The sequence below is a fragment of the Chitinophaga sp. Ak27 genome (assembly GCF_012726295.1).
GTDB lineage: Bacteria > Bacteroidota > Bacteroidia > Chitinophagales > Chitinophagaceae > Chitinophaga.
The window spans coordinates 165,680-182,357 of the sequence record NZ_JABAOB010000002.1; the positions used below are offsets into that span (position 1 = coordinate 165,680).

General features: G+C 44.9%; 16 protein-coding genes. 6 read left to right on the plus strand and 10 right to left on the minus strand.

Translation table 11 applies throughout. From position 1 onward, the window contains the following. Positions 1 to 36: 36 nt before the first annotated feature. Both HGH90_RS08550 and HGH90_RS08555 read right to left on the minus strand, forming a co-directional pair. Entirely contained in the window at positions 37 to 1,086 is a 1,050-nt protein-coding gene (locus HGH90_RS08550) for a FecR family protein (protein WP_169190875.1), read from the minus strand. Between the two features lie 70 nt (positions 1,087 to 1,156). Beyond that, positions 1,157 to 1,711 carry a sigma-70 family RNA polymerase sigma factor gene (locus HGH90_RS08555; RefSeq protein ID WP_169190876.1) on the minus strand — a complete coding sequence of 185 codons (555 nt, stop codon included), beginning with the start codon at positions 1,709 to 1,711 and terminating at the stop codon, positions 1,157 to 1,159. Between the two features lie 144 nt (positions 1,712 to 1,855). Between HGH90_RS08555 and HGH90_RS08560 the strand changes: the two genes are divergently transcribed. From HGH90_RS08560 to HGH90_RS08570, 3 genes are all read left to right on the plus strand, one after another. Continuing rightward, entirely contained in the window at positions 1,856 to 3,031 is a 1,176-nt protein-coding gene (locus HGH90_RS08560) for a FecR family protein (protein ID WP_169190877.1), read from the plus strand. A gap of 242 nt (positions 3,032 to 3,273) precedes the next feature. Further along, positions 3,274 to 6,630 carry a TonB-dependent receptor gene (locus tag HGH90_RS08565; RefSeq protein WP_168764404.1) on the plus strand — a complete coding sequence of 1,119 codons (3,357 nt, stop codon included), beginning with the start codon at positions 3,274 to 3,276 and terminating at the stop codon, positions 6,628 to 6,630. A 71-nt stretch (positions 6,631 to 6,701) separates the two neighbouring features. Beyond that, positions 6,702 to 8,576 carry a RagB/SusD family nutrient uptake outer membrane protein gene (locus HGH90_RS08570; RefSeq protein WP_168764403.1) on the plus strand — a complete coding sequence of 625 codons (1,875 nt, stop codon included), beginning with the start codon at positions 6,702 to 6,704 and terminating at the stop codon, positions 8,574 to 8,576. 49 nt (positions 8,577 to 8,625) lie between these two features. Here HGH90_RS08570 and HGH90_RS08575 read toward each other — a convergent pair whose 3' ends face one another. Both HGH90_RS08575 and HGH90_RS08580 read right to left on the minus strand, forming a co-directional pair. Then, positions 8,626 to 9,180, minus strand: a complete 555-nt coding sequence (locus tag HGH90_RS08575) for an RNA polymerase sigma factor (protein WP_168764402.1) — start codon at positions 9,178 to 9,180, stop codon at positions 8,626 to 8,628. Between the two features lie 120 nt (positions 9,181 to 9,300). Beyond that, entirely contained in the window at positions 9,301 to 10,104 is an 804-nt protein-coding gene (locus tag HGH90_RS08580; RefSeq protein WP_168764401.1) for an alpha/beta fold hydrolase, read from the minus strand. A gap of 100 nt (positions 10,105 to 10,204) precedes the next feature. Here HGH90_RS08580 and HGH90_RS08585 point away from each other — a divergent pair, with 100 nt between their 5' ends. Then, the gene (locus HGH90_RS08585) at positions 10,205 to 10,891 is read left to right on the plus strand and encodes a hypothetical protein (protein WP_168764400.1); all 687 of its coding nucleotides are present in this window, start codon (positions 10,205 to 10,207) and stop codon (positions 10,889 to 10,891) included. Between the two features lie 53 nt (positions 10,892 to 10,944). On the opposite strand, the gene HGH90_RS08590 is transcribed toward HGH90_RS08585, so the two are convergent. The 5 genes from HGH90_RS08590 to HGH90_RS08610 all read right to left on the minus strand — a co-directional run bounded on the left by HGH90_RS08590 (position 10,945) and on the right by HGH90_RS08610 (position 15,080). After that, positions 10,945 to 11,484: a hypothetical protein gene (locus tag HGH90_RS08590; protein WP_168764399.1), complete on the minus strand. Its 540-nt coding sequence runs from the start codon at positions 11,482 to 11,484 to the stop codon at positions 10,945 to 10,947. 1 nt (position 11,485) lies between these two features. Continuing rightward, positions 11,486 to 12,196, minus strand: a complete 711-nt coding sequence (locus HGH90_RS08595; protein ID WP_168764398.1) for a hypothetical protein — start codon at positions 12,194 to 12,196, stop codon at positions 11,486 to 11,488. Between the two features lie 19 nt (positions 12,197 to 12,215). Continuing rightward, positions 12,216 to 12,842 carry a hypothetical protein gene (locus HGH90_RS08600; protein ID WP_168764397.1) on the minus strand — a complete coding sequence of 209 codons (627 nt, stop codon included), beginning with the start codon at positions 12,840 to 12,842 and terminating at the stop codon, positions 12,216 to 12,218. Between the two features lie 173 nt (positions 12,843 to 13,015). Further along, positions 13,016 to 14,107, minus strand: coding sequence for a calcium:proton antiporter (locus tag HGH90_RS08605; RefSeq protein ID WP_168764396.1), 1,092 nt, complete (start codon positions 14,105 to 14,107; stop codon positions 13,016 to 13,018). A gap of 196 nt (positions 14,108 to 14,303) precedes the next feature. Then, positions 14,304 to 15,080 carry a type 1 glutamine amidotransferase domain-containing protein gene (locus tag HGH90_RS08610; protein ID WP_211092970.1) on the minus strand — a complete coding sequence of 259 codons (777 nt, stop codon included), beginning with the start codon at positions 15,078 to 15,080 and terminating at the stop codon, positions 14,304 to 14,306. A 98-nt stretch (positions 15,081 to 15,178) separates the two neighbouring features. Here HGH90_RS08610 and HGH90_RS08615 point away from each other — a divergent pair, with 98 nt between their 5' ends. Together HGH90_RS08615 and HGH90_RS08620 are read left to right on the plus strand one after the other, a co-directional pair. Next, on the plus strand, positions 15,179 to 15,751 hold the full coding sequence (locus tag HGH90_RS08615; protein ID WP_168764395.1) for a Crp/Fnr family transcriptional regulator: 573 nt from the start codon (positions 15,179 to 15,181) through the stop codon (positions 15,749 to 15,751). A gap of 29 nt (positions 15,752 to 15,780) precedes the next feature. Further along, positions 15,781 to 16,065: a hypothetical protein gene (locus tag HGH90_RS08620; RefSeq protein ID WP_168764394.1), complete on the plus strand. Its 285-nt coding sequence runs from the start codon at positions 15,781 to 15,783 to the stop codon at positions 16,063 to 16,065. 57 nt (positions 16,066 to 16,122) lie between these two features. Here HGH90_RS08620 and HGH90_RS08625 read toward each other — a convergent pair whose 3' ends face one another. Then, entirely contained in the window at positions 16,123 to 16,632 is a 510-nt protein-coding gene (locus HGH90_RS08625; protein WP_168764393.1) for a VOC family protein, read from the minus strand. Positions 16,633 to 16,678: the final 46 nt, after the last annotated feature.

Below are 16,678 nucleotides of genomic sequence, written 5' to 3' on the forward strand. Positions count from 1 at the left end.
GCAAATGGAATAGAACTATATTGGTGAATTATTTCTTTATTTCCTCTTAATTATAAATCCGCTATCATTCCGGATCAGCCTCAGGTTATTGGGAAGCGTCAAATCGGTCAGGATCTTTTCCAGTGAGTCTGTTTTTTCAAATTTACCATCAAAATAAATCTCCATCACGTCTGAAGGATAATAATAGATGGCTATTCCATAGTAATTACTCAGCTGATCCAATACTTGCGACATTGGTTGATTGTTAAATTTATACCAGTCCGGTTTCGTATAACCGGGGCCGTTGTTACCGGCTTTTACCAATACGTCTGTACCCCTGGTATTGAAGTCGGATACAAAAGCTTTTCCTGTTTTGCGGTAGTACTTAAGTTCTTTCCCGGGCGTAAGTACCACATCGTTGATAATTTTCTTTTTATTGATGGAGCCTTGTACCATTACTTTCCCGTTATTTAGTCTTATGCTGATCATATCTTCCCCGGGGATGGCTTTCACATGAAAAAAGGTGCCCAGGGCGGTGGTATATAACTCTCCGCTATATACTACGAAGGGATGTAATTTGTCGGCGGCTACTGTAAAGTCGGCTTCTCCGGTCAGGTAAATGTTCCTGTTTTCCCGGAATTGTTTATTATATACCATGGAGGCTGCCGGCAGCAGCTGTACTACCGAACCATCTGGCAATACGATGGCCATGGCTTTACCACTGGTGTTGGTGGTCAGCTGCTGTTGGTCGGAAGGGATGGTGATAGTCATTCCCGGGTCGACAGCGGCACTTTTTTGCTGGTCGCGGTGGAACAATAACATAGTACCGCCTACCAGCGCGCCGGCGGTAACGGCGGCAATGGCCAGTCGTTTGGCCCACTTCTTCCGGTTATTACCCAAAACCGTTTGTTGATGAATATTTTTCAGCCACTGTTGGGAAACGGTTTCCGGGAAATGACCATCTTCCTGTGATTGCAGGAATTCGGCTTCCGGCAGGTATTGCTCGAGCATATCAGGGTGTTCCAGCAGGTAATTGGCTACCATGCGGGCTTCTTCCGTTGAACACTGATTGCTGAAGAACCGTTTCAGTAATTCATCATTGATCATATTAAATAGGCTGATAGATAAGTAATACGTTTGTAAAGACCGAACTACGTAGTCTGATTCAAAAAAAAAATTAAAACCGGCTGAGCCAGGCCAGGAGGGAGATCAGGAGCCCGAGATAATATTTTATCTGCTTGATGGCCTGGAAAATATGTGTTTCCACCGTTCTGGACGACAAGGAAAGTTCGTGTGCGATCTGCTGGTAGCTCATCCCTTTAAAACGACTCATTTCGAACACCTTACGACGCATCGGCGGCATTTCTTTCAGGGCATTGGCCAACTTCATCTGTAATTCCTTCTCTGCCAGCTTCTCCCAGAGATCATCTACCGGCAGGGTATATTTATCTATTACATGGATCACCTTTTCCTTGTAAACAGTTTCCTTGCGGAGAAAGTCGATCAGGGTGGTACGTGCAATGCGGAATAGCTGTAACTGTATATTGAGGTCATCAGTGAGATTTTCCCGGTAGTTCCAGCATTTGATGAAAGTGAGCTGCGTCACCTCCTCTGCAATGAAGGATGACTTGGTTTTTTGAAGAATAAAATAATAGACCCTTTTGTGCCAGGCGTAATAGACTTCGTTAAATACCAAAAGGTTACCTTGTTTCAAAGCAGCAATCGTATTCAAAACGTGGAGGTTTACTACAGCAATTTAAATAAATAAATGGGGAAATTCCTAGAAATGCAATCGATACGAGATGGCTTAGAAAAAATCTCACTTTTTTTTTATCCGGCATAGGTATCTCATCTCCTTCAGTATACTTCTATTATCATGGACTTACCAATTCACATCATAGAGAAGTATTTGCGTGGAGAAGCCAACGAAGAAGAAACCCGGCTGGTAAACGACTGGTTCTATTCATCCGATGCCGGCGCCGAACCTGCCAATGAAGCGGTGGCAGCATTGAGAGAGGAGATAGGCAAAAAAATACAGCGTCGCTTGAACCAAAGTATTGATCTGACGATCAGGCGGCAACAGGAGCGGCGCACCCGGGTGTTGCAATTCGCTGCGGCGGCCGCTATGCTGTTGGGCATTGGATTGTATTTCCTGGTGCAGCGAAACCGGCAAACACCATTGATCGCTAAAGTGGCAGAAAAGAGAACTGCAACAGGCAACAGTAAAGCAACGCTTATCCTGGCCAACGGCAAAGCTATTGCGCTGGACAGTACGGCTGACGGGCCTATTGACAGCAAGAATGGCATGCAGATCATTAAACCTGAAGATGGAAAGGTGGCCTATGTGCCTACCCAGCAGGTTTCATCATCACCCACGGTGGTGTATAATACTATTATCACCCCCAAAAGCGGACAATACAGTATTACCTTGTCTGATGGAACAAAGGTGTGGCTCAACGCCGCCTCGTCGCTACGGTACCCGGTGCCATTCAGTGGCAGCTTGCGGGAAGTGGAATTGTCTGGCGAAGGTTATTTTGAAGTCGCCACGGCGATGTCAGCACAAGGCAATAATATTCCATTTATTGTATCCGTCCGTAATGCAGGTTTGCCCAACGACATGAAGGTAAAGGTGCTGGGTACCAAGTTTAACGTGATGGCCTATAGCGATGAGGGAGCCATAGAAACCTCGTTAGTGGAAGGAAAGGTGGAAACGGCCTACTCCGGTAACAATGCCTTGCTATCGCCGGGTTTACAATCTTCGCTGGAGAAAACAACTTTAGGATTTAAAGTTTCCAGGGCCGACCTGCAACGGGCGCTCGCCTGGAAGAATGGAGAGTTCCGGTTTAGCAGGATGGATATTAAAGGTATCATGCGGCAAGTTACACGCTGGTATGATGTATCGGTAGAATACCAGGGGAATGTGGATCATATTTATCTCTCGGGTGTTTTTTCCAGGCAAAACGATATCCGGCAAATGCTCGACATCCTGGAAGCCACCGGTACAGTGCATTTTCAACTAGCAGGCAATAAAATTACTGTATCAACCAAATAAGCATATTCCCAAAATCGCTGACAATGAATAGTACTTAAAATTCCACGAACACGCAGGTCCTAAAAAATAAATCCGGAAGTGCGGACACACTTCCGGATGGATACATTTGGGCCTAAACCGTCTGTAAGAAAATCGCTTTACAACCAATTTATCACCCAAACATTCTAAAGATAATGAATCTTATTCCCATTTGGGGCAGATTTAAATATCTGAGGCCCTTTCATGCCCGTTTTTTTCTACTCATGAAGTTAATGATCTGTTTTCTACTTGTTGCTACCTTCCAGGTGAATGCCACCACCATGGCTCAAACCGTAACAATAAGAGGTACGAACCTTCCGCTGCTGACCATATTTGAGAAAATTAAGTCACAAACCGGGTATGCTTTTGTATACCAGGACGACCTGCTCAAAAAAGCCATGCCGGTTACGGTAGACGAAGTCAATAAACCGCTGGAAGAAGTGCTGTTACAGGTTTTCAGGAACCAACCGCTGGTATATGAATTAAAATACAAAACCATTATTATCCGCGGCAAGCCTGTTGCGCCAACAACGAGGCAGGGGCAGTATTTCCAGGCCAGCGGCACCGTCTATAACAATATCGGCGAACCATTGGTGGGCGCCACCATTGTGCTCAAGGGAACACAACTTTCCACGATCACCAACAATGCCGGTAAGTTTTCGATGAAGGTGCCCGATATTGGCGGCACACTGGTGATCAGCTATACCACCTATGTTTCCCAGGAAGTCAGCGTACTCAATACCACCCGCTTCCCGGTAGATGTGATACTGCAGCTGAATGCCAAGAGCATCGAAGAAGTGGTCGTGGTGGGATATGGTACCCAGAAACGAAAGTATCTCACCGGGTCCATTGCCTCTATTGGCCCCAGGGAGCTAAGACAGAGTCCTGTAGCCAATATCAGTAATGCGCTGGCTGGGCGGTTACCAGGCCTCATCACTGTACAAAACAGCGGAGAACCCGGCGCCGACGGATCTAATCTCTTTATCCGCGGATTAAGTACTACCGGCAACAACAGCCCCATTATCCTGGTGGACGGTATCCAACGCTCCTTTGGCGACATTGACCCCAACGAGATTTCAGACATCAGCATCCTGAAAGATGCCGGTTCTACAGCTATCTATGGTATCAACGGCGCTAATGGCGTTATCCTGGTGACCACCAAAAGAGGTACTTCTTCCAAACCCCGTATCAATGTAACCTTACAAAACGGGTGGCAAAGCCCAACGAGGCTGCCGAAATATGCCGACTCTTACGATGGGCTTACCATGTACCGTGAAGGCCTGATCAACGACGGCTTGCCGGTGGCTATACAGTACACAGATTCTGTGTTGCAGTATTACCGCGATAGAAGCAAACCCGCTTATCAATATATCTATCCCAACATAGATTGGATGGAAGCGATGCTGAAGCCCTATTCCCTGATGCAACAGGGAAATATCAACGTTACCGGCGGTAATGAATTTGCCAAATACTTTGTATCCATGGGATATTTACGGCAAAATGGATTATACCGGTATGAAGATCAGATCAAAGGGTACAACATGCAGGCCATTACCAATAAGTATAACTTCCGTTCCAATATTGATCTCCAGGTGTCGAAAGACCTTAGCATGGAATTGGGACTGGGAGCTATTGTGCGTGACAGGAACTATCCCGGCTCCAATGCAAGTGATATTTTCGGCGCCATTAAATCAACACCCGCCTGGTGGTATCCTGTCACCAATCCCGATGGCAGCCCGGCGGCATTTAACAACGTACCGGCCTCTCCATATGTGCAGTTAACCCAATCCGGTTACCAGCGGAATTTTGAAACGAACCTGCAGTCAACTGCCGGTTTCAAATGGGACATGCGTTATTTCCTGAAAGGACTCAGTTCAAGAGTAAGGCTGTCTTTTGATAACACCAACTACCGTAATGTACGGCGGGACCTCTCCAGGCGTACTTTCCTGTACAAGCTGTTGCCGGGAGTAGTAGCGGATACAGTTACCGACCTGGCGAGAAGCGGTACCTACCAGGTGGTGGAAAACGGGGATGGTACCCTTGGGTATGGTGTGACGGCTAACGGTAGCAGGCGTACGACTTTGGAAACCTACCTCAACTATGACAACACTTTCGGACGTCATACCGTACAGGCGATGGTGCTTTACACGCAATCCTCATTTTTTGATGCAGTAGATGGAGGAGTGGCCAATGCTATCCCGGGGCTGCCATACAAAAACCAGGGTGTGGTTGGAAGGGTAATGTATAACTACGACAACCGTTATACGGTGCAGTTTTCCGGTGCTTACAACGGTGCGGAAAACTTTCCGGCAGGCAAGCGCTTTGGCTTCTTCCCCGCTATCTCTGCCGGCTGGGATATCGCAAAAGAACAGTTTATAAAGTCGAGCCCCAGCCTGGACTTTATTGATCAGATAAAGATAAGAGGTTCTTATGGGATCACCGGTACTTATGCATTGCCATCGGGCAGGTTCTCCTATCTGAGCCAGTGGAATCCGAATGATGCAGGATACCAGTTTGGTGTAAACCGGGATGGTACCAGCTATGGCGGCGCCTATGAACAGCGTATTCCTAATCCTAATCTTACCTGGGAGAAAGGATATAAGACGGACCTGGGATTAGACCTCGGTTTATGGAAAGGAGGATTGAACCTGACGGTGGAATATTTCAGGGAGAAACGCAACGATATCCTGATTAACTCAGAACTAGTGCCTGCCACTGTGGGACTGTTGAATCAACCTGCATTGAATGCCGCCATTGTGAATAAACATGGCATTGATCTGTCGATAGAGCACCGGCAGGAGTTCAGGAAGCAGGGATACGCTGTTCGTGTTAACTATTCATATGCCACTAACAACATTGCCTACTATGCACAGCCTGATTATAAAGGCCGGGAATGGCAGGCAAGAGCAGGTACAGAAGTCGGATCTATTTATGGCTATACTGCCATTGGTTTCTTCAAGAATGCTGATGATATTGCAAAGAGTCCTTCTCAATCCGTGTTTGGCAACGTTCAGCCGGGAGATATCAAATACAAAGATATCAATGGTGATGGTATCATCAACTCTCTTGATGCCGGTTTCCTACCTGGTAAGCGTAATCAGCCCACCTCTATGTTAGGTGTGAGTCTTTCTTACCACTATGCAGGCTTCGATGTCAGCGTATTATTCCAGGGGGCTTATGGTGGATCATTATTGGTAAATGGATCCGGTATTTTCCCATTTTCAAGATTTGCCGGCGTGCTGGCAGAGGTGAAAGACAATCATTGGGTAGCTTCCAATCCTGATGGCGATTATAAATATCCGCGTCTCTCCTCACAAGACAATACCAACAACCAGCAGAATTCCACGTTCTGGATCTATTCCAGCAATTACCTGCGTTTAAAGACAGTAGAGATAGGATATAATATTCCCCGGTTTTGGCTTAGCCAGATAGGGTTCAGCAATGCCCGGATTTTTGTAAATGGTATTAACCTCATTACCTGGGACAAACTGAAAATTTTTGATCCTGAGATTTCCAATGGTGGTACAGGTACCTATCCTCAGCAGCGGGTTATCAATGCTGGATTAACTTTTTCATTTTAATAATATCAACGCGATTGGATAATTGTACGTTTCCCGCACTGGCTATTTGATTACATTAAAATCAGCAACAAATGATGCGCAAATTATTATACTACGGACTAATGTTGTTTTGCATAGCAACCATATCCTGTAAGAAATATCTCGATGTTGTTCCCAAGGAGGTGGTTACTGAGAAAGATATTTACGACAATATCAACACTGCGGAACGGGCTTGGGCCAATATGTACACGTCATTAAGTACAAATTCCACAAATATTTATACCAATACTACCCTTGCGGCGTGTACCGATGAGTGCAAGAACCACTGGGAAAATGTTCCGGAGCTAAAGTTTAATTCCGGTGCCTGGGGCCCAACAGACAACTCCCTTGATACCTGGGGCACTGCCTGGCAGTTTATCCGGAGAGCTAATATTTTCCTGAAAAATATCGATAAGACTCCCATACCCCAGGACAGGGCAGATTACTATAGTACCCGTATTCCCCAGTACAAGGCGGAAGTACGTTTTCTCAGGGCCAAATTATATTTTGAGCTGCTCCGGGCCTATGGCGCAGTACCTCTGCTGGGAGATGATGTTACCGACGTAAGTGCGAAAGTACCTGATGAGCTGAACATCAGGAAGCCGATTGATGCGGTGGTAAATTATATAGTAACGGAACTGGACCAGGTAGCGCCCACTTTGCCTATTGACTACACCGATAATCCGGGGGAAACGGGCCGTATTACTCGTGGTGGCGCGATGGCATTAAAAGCGATTACTTTACTATATGCGGCGAGCCCTTTATTGAACGGTAATACAATGTATGCCGGTATAAAAAATACAGATGGAACGCAGCTTTTTCCACAAGCTTACGACAAAGAAAAATGGAAGAAGGCCGCCGACGCGGCGAAAGCGGTACTGGATATGAACGTGTATGCATTAAATAACCCCAATCCAACGAATCCTATCGACAACTACGCCCGATTGTTCTTCTCACGTGAGTACAAAGAAACCATCTTGCCCTTGTTACTGGGCTCTACCAGGGATCTGGACCAGAATATACAGCCGAATGGACAAGATGCCCAGTCTGCCGGAGGATATGGTAAATTTAGCGTGCTACAGGAAATGGTGGATGCGTATGAAATGAAAAACGGGTTGCCGATTACAGATCCCAATTCCGGGTATACTAAAGATGGTTTCTGGAATGGCCCGCTGTGGGATGGGAAAACATTCAGGCAGGCTGCCAACATTTCCAATATGTATAAAGACAGGGATCCCCGTTTTTATGCCAGCATCAATTTCCAGTATGCTTACTGGGATTCAGCTAATCACCGGCGGCCATTGCGATATGCTTATTTCGGTAATAATGGCGGTGCTTCCGACGGTTGGCCCAAATCAGGCACCAATTGCGAGACCGGGTATAACATGAGAAAATGGTGTGATCCAGGCGTGAACCTGAGAGGCTCAGGAAATGGTAACCGGAATTTCCCGATCATCCGGTTGGCGGAAATTTATCTTATTTATGCAGAAGCAATGAATGAATACCTGGACGCTCCCAACCAGGACGTATATGACGTCATCAACAAAGTAAGGGCCCGTGTATCGATGCCGGCATTACCGGTGAGCGGCACAAACGACAATACCAAAGCAGGCATGCGGAAACGGATTCAGAATGAATGGCGCGTAGAGTTTGCCTTTGAGGGAAAACGTTTCTGGAATGTACGCCGCTGGCTGATTGCAAAGAATGTGGACAATGGAAGCGTACATGGTATGAATGCGCGGCCCACGGCAGCAGAGTTACAGGGTACCGGACTTGATCCCAATAGCGAAGCCGCAGGCGTTGCGGTATTTTACAAGCTCACTACCATACAAACCCGTGTGTTCCTGGACCGGCATTATCTGATGCCAATCCCACAATCAGAAATAGACAAGGGAGGAGGGAAGCTGGTGCAGAACTTAGGCTGGTAAGCGAAAAGCAAGGTGCCGGTGCGAAGTCTGCGCACCGGCGCCTTTCCTGTTATCCCAGGAACGTAAAAAGCATGTGCTTCAGCCGGAACTTCAGGCGCTCCAATGCTTTGTGGATTTGGTTATCCACTGTTTTTTTACTGATGTTCAGCGTTTGCGCTATCTCTTTTGAGGTCATGCCTTCTTCCCGGCTATATTGGAAAATAAGTCTGCATTTTTCGGGGAGTTGGTCAATTTCTTTATACAGCAGTTCCAATATTTTTTTGTTGTGCACTACCTGGCTGATTTCCGGCACTAACTCAGCTGCACTATCCATAGCGGCCTCCCGGGTATATTTGCGGGCATAGGCTTTTTTCTTTATTTGAGTGAGCACCTGGTATTTGACAGCCGTAACCAGATAGTTCTCGACCTGTTGGATAGCTACTTTTTTCCTGTTATTCCATAAACTCAGGAATACGTCGTGTACCACATCTTCGGCCGCCACAGCATCTTTTAGGTGCTTGTTGGCAACAAGGAACAATTTTTCCCAATACCGTATATATAAATCGTTAAATAGATCTTTATCACCATTGGCTAAAAAAGTGGCTGAATCTTCAGACGTGGACATAGCTATAATAACCTATTTAATCAAGAATCGTTACACTAATATAGAGCACAAACAAGTGGATTTTTAATGTGATTGTTGGAATAGTACAAATATAGTAAATTCAATGGTGTAGTTATTGTCTTATATTGAACAGCGAATTGATCGCAGGAAGTCACTGACAGCGGCAGCAAAGCGCTCCGGCTGATCCATATGAAGACTGTGCCCCGCTTCCCGGATTTGTTCCACGCGAAGTCCGGGGTTCGGCTGTTGCAACGATTCCGCAACGGCAGTTGTTACCACTCCTTTATCGCCAAATATTAACATACACGGAACGTCAATTTTTTGTACTAACTCTTTATAGTCGGGGTTCGGTGGTGTGAGCACATCAAACGCGGCCATGCTGGTTTGAAGTCTCGCTTTGGCAAATAGCTCAATCGTTTCGGCTGACCGGTTAGGGTGCCTGATTCTCGCAGCTGTCATCACTTCTTCCAATGACAATGTCAGCATTTTCCGATGCTGTTCGGCCACGTCGCTATCGCGTACTTCCTGTTGAACTTGCGGGCTTAGAAAGGTAGGATCGGCTAAGATGAGGCCACGGAGCAGATTAGGTTTGCGGCTTGCCACTACGGCGGCGGTCATGCCTCCCATGGAATGCCCGAGCAGAATGGGAGATGGCAGTTTGAGGGCGCCTATTAATCCGGCTACATCATTAGCATGGTCTTCATACTGGTATCCATAGTCAGGAACACTCGATTGGCCATGTCCCCTGGCATCCGGCATGATCACGTCATAGTCTTGCTCTAATGCGCGGGCCAGGTTTGTCCAGCACAGGCCGTTCGTCATGAGTCCGTGCAGTAAAATTAAAGGCGGTTTGTTGCCGCCGGTTCTTGTGTAGTGGATGTTAATGTTATTTGCTTCGCAGATAGCGCTGGTCCAGTGGGTCATTTGTTATTTTTCCTTTCCGGTGTAAGATTTGGATAAAGTTAATGAGTTATAAGGATATTATTAGGTTGAAGCAGTATCTTTACAACACTATAGCATACCTATGAAATCATTACTCACCTTTAAAAGGTTTCACGCAGCAGAGCAGGCTGCCGAAATTATTTCCCTCCTGGAGGCACATCACATTCCGGTGCAATATGAAGAAGAAGTACTGTTGACCGATAGCATGTATGTGGGTCAGAACTTTGATCAGCGACACCTGGTAAAAATTCCAGCTGATTATTTTGATCAGGCAGATGCGCTACTGAAAAGCCAAATCAACGTATCCCTGGAAGATGTACCATCTGATTATTACTTGTTGTCCTTTTCCACAGAGGAGCTGGAAGAGGTGGTCATCAAAAAAGATGAATGGGGCGATTATGATTACGCGTTAGCCGTGAAACTGCTGGAAAAACAAGGGATTTCCTATTCCCCGGAGCAATTAGCGCTTTTGAGGAACACCAGGTTGGAAATACTCTCTCAACCGCAGGACCTGCCCGGCATCTGGCTATTTATCGGTTACCTTTCTCCTTTGATAATATTTGCGCCAGTTCCTGCTACATTTGTTTTATCCTTCCTGGGTATCTTTATAGGAGCATTTGTGCGCCTGACTAAGAAAACATTGCCCGATGGATCCCGCATAGCCGCCTTTTCTATTAAGACCAGGAATCACGGGAAATGGATGATTATTTCCGGAATCCTGCTGGCTATTATTTGCTGGACATTGCTTATTAGAATAGGGCACGGCTAATGTGAAGACTATATAATTACATAAACTTCACACTAGCTTAATAGGCTTTCTGTCTAATTCGCCTTATGGCTGGATGTTGAATGTTGAACTGTAGGAATTACGTTATTTTTTGAAATTGTCTTGCTTGTTCCGATTATTAAGGCATCCATAAGATATACTGGCCCCTTTACTTGAATATCAAATCCGTCAGTTAAAATAGATCTGAATGTTTGAGGAGTAATGGAATCAGGACAATATTGATCAGGATGGATAACAAGGGGGAATAAAATATTATAGCTGGTGCCTTGCGATATACCGAAATAATCCTTCGTTAAGTGCTTAATATCCAAAAAACCAAAACATCTTTTTATTTCGTCTCTCAAAGATTTCGGGCATCCTTTAGAAGATACAAAATTTGCTTGAATTTTATTGCTTTTAATAGATATTTCTATTGTAGTAAAAAAAGTTGTGCAATCCGCCATATCACGGGGAAGCTTAAATTCTCTTAGAAACGGGCGGATGATTTCTTCTTTAGTCTTTCTGTTTTGTCCAAATAGAAATACAGGTAGCAATAGAAGGCAGATCAATAGATTTTTTTTTGAATCAATTTTCATATCAATTGCATTTTGTTCCAGAAGCTGAAGTTCTATACTTTTGATTAGTATCTATTATTTTATTGGCATTTGTTGGAGAATTCTTAATCAATTGAGCCCATGCATATGACTCCTGTACTCCTCCCCAAGATAATGCTCTTGCATCGTCATCGCTTATGCCGGGAAATACTTCTTTAATACCACCGGCCATATTGTCAATATAGAATAATCCCATATCATTATGATCAACAAGCGGATTACTTCCCTTTGCTCTGAAATAAGCATGGAGTACTTCATGTAAGATAGTAGCAGCAATATACTCTTGGGATGAATGAAATGTAGTAATCAATTTATTATTCAAGGTGATATCTATATTCAAGGTTGTCACGCCATTACTAACTACTGGAGAGGCATTGGTATCTCCATCAATCTTGTCATCAAGCTTATCTTCATAAAAACGGACATTTAGTTTATCTGTCTGGTTAAAAATGTCTTTAAGAATTTTAGAGACCTGATTTTGAAGTGTTCCGCTGTTTACGTTATGCAATACATTTATGAAGCATGGGCTTGTCAGGTTATTAATGACATCGTTTATCACATTAGAGGTACTGCCTCCTCCTGTTCCAGGAGGAACAGGGTCATCTACCCACACTGTTTGGCAAACTTGAATCGGAACAGAATTAATTAGTTGAAATGGTATATCCGTGGGGCCGGAGCTATAGCAATCACTCATTGTTAATGGAGTTGGTGGATCACATGATGTTCCCGTTGTAGGCATATGTTGCAGGGCATAATGCTCCCCAATGGCATTCGTATTCGGTATGACATTGTTGTATATATCCTTCTGTCGTAGCTTTTCCTGGATTAGGATGCTTTAGAATATTGCCATTTATATACTCATAAACAAATGCTTTCCCTGTATTATAACTCTCAATTTTTAAGGTTCCAGTGAAATTATTGACGAAATCCCAGTCTGAAATAGACTTGATAATTTTTCTGGTATAGACAGCCTTTGTAAATTCATTCCCTTTGGGTGTTTTTCTTACCAAAAGAAATTGTCTGTTATTAATCTCCGATAGATATAAGTGTTTCCCTGACCTGTTTCTTAATTGTGGCTGAAGGGGGATGAAATAGTAGATAATAGAATCAATGTTGTTTTTTCTATAGGCAGAATCCCACCGTGGTACTAGGTTCAACTCTAATGAATCTCCGTTTTTTTGTCGCAACTTGGTTGAGTAATTATGGGAGATAAATTCCTCTTTTAAGGCTGTAATTTCATTTTTGACCTGTGCATCGTTACTTGCGGGGGGATCTTTTTTACAACTATTAAAGCAGAAAATAATAAAAAATGCGGGTAATAAGAGAAGATACCTTTTCATTTCTTGTTGGGATTGGATTAACTGATATTTTATTAAAATATAATAGATAATTTGACACTTCTATTGCAAATAGAAACTTATCTAAATAGGGCGCTTGCTTACAATAGTAAGCCAGGTAAATTAGATTTAAAGCCGATGGGTTATGATTTAATATTAAAATAACTTGCGTATTGTCACGGAAAAACCGTCAAAAACAAATAAGCCGCAAAAATCGTCAACAACACAATCCCATAGAGCATATTCGTTTTACCGGTGATAAACGAAAGTAACACCGTGAAAATGGAGAGTATCAGCAAAACGATGGAGGTGGTGTCGATACCTAATAACACCTGCGTATGACTGAACATCGTGAAAATAGCGATAGAAGGAATAGTGAGTCCGATGCTTGCCAGGGCAGAGCCTAATGCCAGGTTCATGCTGGTCTGCAAGCGGTTTTTCCTGGCAGCCCGCACCGCTGCCAGGCATTCAGGCAATAATACTACCAGTGCAATCACCACGCCCACGAGGGAGTTGGGCGCTCCGATAGATTCCACAGCTGTCTCAATGGAAGGCGAAAGTTTTTTCGCTAATAGTACCACTGCGCCCAAACATACTACCAGTAAGACAAAGCTGGTCAGCGTAGTGGTGAGGGTAGGAGGTTGGGCATGGGTGTCTTCGTCGCTCAGGTTGCCGTCTTCATCTTTGGGAAGGAAATAATCACGATGGCGCACCGACTGTATCATGATAAAGCTCGAGTAAAGGATTAAACTTACTACGGCCACGAAAACCAACTGTGCCTGGGTATATTCCGGGCCGGGTTTACTGATGGTAAAGTTGGGTAATACCAGGGTGAGTACCAGGATAGCGGTCAATGTCATCAAAGCCGAGGTGGCAGCATGTTTGGTGACAAATTGCTCCCGGTACTTTACGCCTCCTACCAGGATGCAGATGCCTATAATGAAGGTAAGGATGATCATGATGGCGGCAAAAACAGTATCCCTGGCCAGTGCAGCGGTTTTTGGCCCACCTGAAGACATGAGGGAAACAATCAATGCCACTTCGATGACAGTAACTGCCAGGGCGAGAATAAGCGTACCCAAAGGTTCGCCTACCCGATGGGCAACCACCTCCGCATGGTGAACGGCCGCGAGTACACTGGCGATGAGTATAACAGCCAGGATAGTAAAAGCAAGGGCGCCCGATTGATTGCCTGCAGTAAAGTAAGCGATCCAGGCCAGCACAGGGCTTATGATCGTCCAGATGGGAAGCGTAAGGTTCAATTTCATATCTCAGCCTTCATAGTTTTACTATTGACAGATTTTCCCCGGGTTTTGTTTGCCGCGCTACACTGTTTATCTAAAAATATTAATTTCTTCCGCTTTTATTGCATATATGGGAAAGATCTTTTGCTGTTCGGATGCTGAATATGTTATAAACCCAGAGAAAAGCAGCCCACTGCGGGCTGCTTTTCTCATTTTAGTGCTATAATACTTTTAACAACAGGTCGGCCACGGCTGCTGCGGAAGCAGGGTTTTGCCCCGTGAGCAGCTTACCGTCTGCGACAGCAAATGGTTGCCAGTCTGCTCCCTTCTGATAAATAGCGCCCCGTTCTTTCAGGCGATCTTCCAGTGGAAAAGGTACCGCGTCGGTGGTTTGCCCGGCCTGTTCTTCACTGTTGGTAAATCCGGCTACTTTTTTGCCTTTGATCAGGAACTCGCCATTGGCCGTTTGCACGTTTACCAGCGCCGCCGGGCCATGGCACACCAGTGCTACCGGTTTACCCTGGACAAAGAAGGCGTTGATGAGGGCGATTGATGCCTTGTTGTCCGGCAGGTCCCAGGTGGGACCGTGGCCCCCGGGGTAGAATATGGCGTCGTAGTTGCTTGCGTCGACGTCGGCCAGTTTAACGGTATGCTTTAATTTTTCCTGTGTTGCTTTATCCTGGTTAAACTTTTTTACGTTGTCTGTGATGTATTCCGGCTGCTCGCTTTTCGGATCTATGGGCGCAGCTCCTCCCTGTGGCGTAGCAATCGTAATCTTAACGCCTTTCTCCAGCAGGGAGTAGTAGGGCGTAGCAAATTCTTCTATCCAGGTACCGGTAGGGTGGCCGGTAGCTGCTATTTTGTTTGTGGAGCTCAGCACAAACAGTACGTATTTTTGTTTCATACCTGATTTTTTTTGGTTAGATGGCTGGGCATATCCTGCTACTGCTATGAGTAGGAGCAATGCGCCGGCCACTATTTTTGTCATAGTTTTCATACTTTCTTATTTTGTGCAAAGATCACCACAGGATGACCAGTCCTCAAAGGAGCCTGGTCACACTTTTGATGTGAGGTAGATCACATAAAACGACGATTATGGAGTTGGTTTTCCGGCAGCAATTAGAAAAGATTATATCACTTACAGACAGTGAATATGAATATGTGCGCTCTTTTTTTATCAGCAGAAAATATAAAAAGCATCAATTTGTTATACAGCAGGGCGACCATGTAAACTACGAGTACTTTGTATTGTCAGGGTTGATAAAATGCTACGTCCTGGACGATGATAGCAGCATGCATATCCTGCAATTTGCCATGGAAGACTGGTGGGTATCTGATTATATGGCGTATCAGGCGGGCATGGCTGCTACAACATTTGCCGACTGTCTTGAAGATACGGAGTTAATGGGCATCACCAAAGAAAACAAAGATAAATTATGCGGTGAAATGCATAAGATGGAACACTTTTTCAGGGTAAAATCCAACCTGGGTTATATCGCGTTGCAACGTCGCATACTCTCGTTACTTAGCAATAATGCCGAAGAAAAATACCGGCAGTTGTTTGAATTGTATCCTTCACTTTTTCAACGGGTGCCAAAGGCATTGCTGGCATCGTATATTGGCGTGTCGAGGGAAACGCTGAGCAGGTTGAAGCTACCTGGCAGGTAAGAAGCGGGTTTTCTCCATAAAATAATATTATGAATAAGACAGCACAAATATTTTCAGAAAGGGCATTGAAAAGAGGTGGATTGTATCTCTACTCCAGGAGTGATGCTATGGAGTACATTCTGGCCTGCCAGGTAGAGAAAATCCATTTGTTAGGAATAGATGGCTTTAGACTTACAGGAGATACCACCCAACCCAGCATGAATAACAGCGTTGATTTTTCATCCTCTTTTTTTGAGGAGGATATTTATAAGTACGCGCTCGCCTTTTTGGTAAAACAACCGGAAGAGCTATTTTTTGAGATAGTATTTGAATAATGTCTACCGGCTTTTAACCCTGTAATTGTGCCACAGGTTGCGGCACAACTCTCAAACTCATTTTACCTTTTCCATTTGCTCAATTGCCTTCCATCCTTCTGGTGTAATACCCATAATTTCAGTGGCCACACCAAGGGTAGAATAGGTATCAAAGAAAGCCATTCGGGCAATAGGATGATCTACTTCACTGATAACAGCAAAGCCTTGTTGACGTAAGCTATCGGTGATCCGCTCAAAACCGCTTATGGGCAAACGAAAAGCCAGGTGCTGTGTGCCGCCGGCAGGATGCTGGGCCAGGTAGTCATGGAACATGCTTTGACCCGAAAGCGGCTGAACGAGTTCTATGAAGGTGCCACCATTATAAGTTTGCGTGGTGAGCCAATCGGCAGCTACTACCTTACCGTGGTAGGTCATATCCAGGTCTTGTGCACGGACATGTTGTGGTGCAGGAAAACCGGCAATACCCAGGGCGCCTTCCAGGAATTGCACAGCAGCATGGATGTCGGGGACTACCCACCCGATTTGTGCCAGCTCTAAGCCGCTGATGGTATCATTGATAGTATTCATGATGTTTACTTTTGAAACAAAGTTAAAATGGATGGAGCGTTTGATA

Coding starts and splice junctions, on each gene's coding strand:
- HGH90_RS08550 (WP_169190875.1), bottom strand. CDS start 1,086: ATGATCAATGATGAATTACTGAAACGGTTCTTCAGCAATCAGTGTTCA.
- HGH90_RS08560 (WP_169190877.1), top strand. CDS start 1,856: ATGGACTTACCAATTCACATCATAGAGAAGTATTTGCGTGGAGAAGCC.
- HGH90_RS08565 (WP_168764404.1), top strand. CDS start 3,274: ATGAAGTTAATGATCTGTTTTCTACTTGTTGCTACCTTCCAGGTGAAT.
- HGH90_RS08570 (WP_168764403.1), top strand. CDS start 6,702: ATGATGCGCAAATTATTATACTACGGACTAATGTTGTTTTGCATAGCA.
- HGH90_RS08575 (WP_168764402.1), bottom strand. CDS start 9,180: ATGTCCACGTCTGAAGATTCAGCCACTTTTTTAGCCAATGGTGATAAA.
- HGH90_RS08580 (WP_168764401.1), bottom strand. CDS start 10,104: ATGACCCACTGGACCAGCGCTATCTGCGAAGCAAATAACATTAACATC.
- HGH90_RS08585 (WP_168764400.1), top strand. CDS start 10,205: ATGAAATCATTACTCACCTTTAAAAGGTTTCACGCAGCAGAGCAGGCT.
- HGH90_RS08590 (WP_168764399.1), bottom strand. CDS start 11,484: ATGAAAATTGATTCAAAAAAAAATCTATTGATCTGCCTTCTATTGCTA.
- HGH90_RS08595 (WP_168764398.1), bottom strand. CDS start 12,196: ATGAGTGATTGCTATAGCTCCGGCCCCACGGATATACCATTTCAACTA.
- HGH90_RS08600 (WP_168764397.1), bottom strand. CDS start 12,842: ATGAAAAGGTATCTTCTCTTATTACCCGCATTTTTTATTATTTTCTGC.
- HGH90_RS08605 (WP_168764396.1), bottom strand. CDS start 14,107: ATGAAATTGAACCTTACGCTTCCCATCTGGACGATCATAAGCCCTGTG.
- HGH90_RS08610 (WP_211092970.1), bottom strand. CDS start 15,080: ATGAAAACTATGACAAAAATAGTGGCCGGCGCATTGCTCCTACTCATA.
- HGH90_RS08615 (WP_168764395.1), top strand. CDS start 15,179: ATGGAGTTGGTTTTCCGGCAGCAATTAGAAAAGATTATATCACTTACA.
- HGH90_RS08620 (WP_168764394.1), top strand. CDS start 15,781: ATGAATAAGACAGCACAAATATTTTCAGAAAGGGCATTGAAAAGAGGT.
- HGH90_RS08625 (WP_168764393.1), bottom strand. CDS start 16,632: ATGAATACTATCAATGATACCATCAGCGGCTTAGAGCTGGCACAAATC.